This window comes from Methylophaga sp. UBA1464 (genome assembly GCF_002325665.1).
Classification (GTDB): domain Bacteria; phylum Pseudomonadota; class Gammaproteobacteria; order Nitrosococcales; family Methylophagaceae; genus Methylophaga.
Genome location: NZ_DCSO01000096.1, coordinates 54,720 through 56,808, shown reverse-complemented (window position 1 = coordinate 56,808; position 2,089 = coordinate 54,720). Strand labels below are relative to the sequence as shown.

Genomic DNA, 2,089 nt, shown 5'->3' with positions numbered 1-2,089 from the left:
TACAGCTGTCCTTGCGATACGATTCTGAAATAACTTGCCCCTTGGAAAACGATAAATTCATCGTGATGATCCTCGCTGTTCAGGGGATAGTGCAAACGCAGGCCAGCATACTTACCGACTTCAGCTATTTTTTTGCCAATATCGTCATTCGGCACGCTGAAAGAGTTTTCAGAAAGTTCAACTGGAAAAGACTCGCCATTTTCTACCACATCAATATCAATCAAATCCTGATAGAGAAATCCCGGTGCAAATAACTGCACTGAAAACCTGGTGGGGGTGCCGCCCCAAATGGCCGCATTTTGCTGAAAATTTATTTGCCGATAGGTAGAGTAGTCAAGATTTTTCAATTCTTCAGGGGCTGATACTGGTTTTTTAAACGGCTGTTCAGCAAGTTGACGAGCATTTTCAATCACTGTATCCCGCGAAAAAGGTTTGCTTTCGAGTTCATTTTCGACAGCCGTTTCAGCATGGCTTGTTTGGAAAAACAACAGTATAAAAATGGCAATGAATAACCCGTAAAAGATCTTTATAGTGAATGAATAGTCGATTTTTGGATGAAGAGATAGATTACTCAACATGCGGCTAAATCCTTATTGCGGAATGATATGGGGATAAAAATAGGGAAGACTCTGTCGAACCAAACTGGATTCAACGATAGTTACTATTTCAGATTCGATACGGTGTAACAATAACTTGAGTTAATATTAACTCATGTATGAATATGCATGATTAAATCTGAAATTTTTTGCATTAAAATTTATTGCCAGGCAAGTTTGATGAAAAACGACAATGATATTCACCAGAATCTTGACGAAGTAATTTGCGATTGCAGTGGAACGACCCGTGGCAAGATTATCAGCCTGGTAGAGCAGGGAATTGTGGATAGCGATACCATTTCACGTAAAACCGGCGCAATTTCTGGCTGTGGTTCCTGTGATTATGATATTGAGAATCTGCTTGATGAAATTGTGTTTAAACAATAAAAACAGTTCAACCAGAAGTTGAGGTGCGGCCGAGTTGCCGCACCTCAATATGCTTCAGATTAGAAGCTGTAATCAAAACCAACTTCGAAAGAACGCTCTGGACCAACATAGATACCTTGGCGAAGACCGGTAATATAAAGTTTGTCCGACAGGTTTTTAACCGCACCGCGCAAACGGAGCTGTTCACTAACCTGATACTGTGCAAAGAGATCGTACACAGTGTAGGACGACATCTTGCCACCCCATATACCACCCGCCGCATCGTTTGGAATATCTTCAAGATTTGTCGGATCACCATATTGTTCACCACGGTGATGCGCAGTTAATGATGTCGAGAATTTACCCTGTGTATAATTCAACGCTACGTTAGCCAGGAGTTTTGGTGCGTAGGGTAGACGGTTACCGCTATTCTCGCCGGTCTCAAATCTTGAGTAGGGAACCCAGGTCAAATTTCCGTCGACACTGAAGCCTCCACCAAGTTCATAACCCAGTGCGGCCTCCAAACCATAATGTTTGGTTTCACCAGCATTGGATTGAGAAAGGTTGGGATCGGAGTTACCAGTGACTACCTGATTGTCGAAATCCATATAAAAACCGGTGAGTTCATAGGTTAAACGATCGACTTCTCCACGCACCCCTAATTCGTAGTTTATTGAGCGTTCGCCATCCAGATTCTGATCGACCAGGCCATCCAGAGCCACGCCATTTGAAGCAGGAGAGAATGCACGGTAAACACCACCATATAGCTGTGCTTCAGGAATCAATTGATAGGTGGCGCCGATACCTGGCAGAACTTCGGTATTGGATGTGCTTTCAGATTCATTGTTTTGAGTCAATATCTTCTGTTTTTGCCTGTAAGATTCAACTCGAATACCCGGTGTAACGGAGAAGCGTTCTGTAATATCAAAACGGTTCATGACAAAAGCCGCAAGGCTATCTGCACTGTCTTCTCTGTGGCGGTCGTTTACACCGGTTCTATCCTGTTCGCGCGTAGCACGAATTCGCTTATCATCAGATTCTTCTGTCATCCAACGCAAGCCGAACTCAGCTTTGTTTGTTATACCAAATAAGCCGTGATCCAGAGTGAGTCGAGTTTCCGCTCCGTA

The 2,089-nt window shown here is 43.3% G+C and carries 3 protein-coding genes; 1 reads left to right on the top strand and 2 read right to left on the bottom strand.

Annotated features, from left to right (window positions below):
• Positions 1 to 578 (bottom strand): glucan biosynthesis protein (locus tag B3O33_RS13360; RefSeq protein WP_292363809.1); only part of this gene is annotated, 578 nt, incomplete at its 3' end.
• Between the two features lie 198 nt (positions 579 to 776).
• On the opposite strand from B3O33_RS13360, the gene B3O33_RS13355 reads away from it, so the two are divergent.
• Positions 777 to 983, top strand: a complete 207-nt coding sequence (locus B3O33_RS13355; protein ID WP_292359569.1) for a (2Fe-2S)-binding protein — start codon at positions 777 to 779, stop codon at positions 981 to 983.
• Positions 984 to 1,042: 59 nt separating this feature from the next.
• On the opposite strand, the gene B3O33_RS13350 is transcribed toward B3O33_RS13355, so the two are convergent.
• Positions 1,043 to 2,089 (bottom strand): TonB-dependent receptor family protein (locus B3O33_RS13350; protein WP_292363808.1); only part of this gene is annotated, 1,047 nt, incomplete at its 5' end.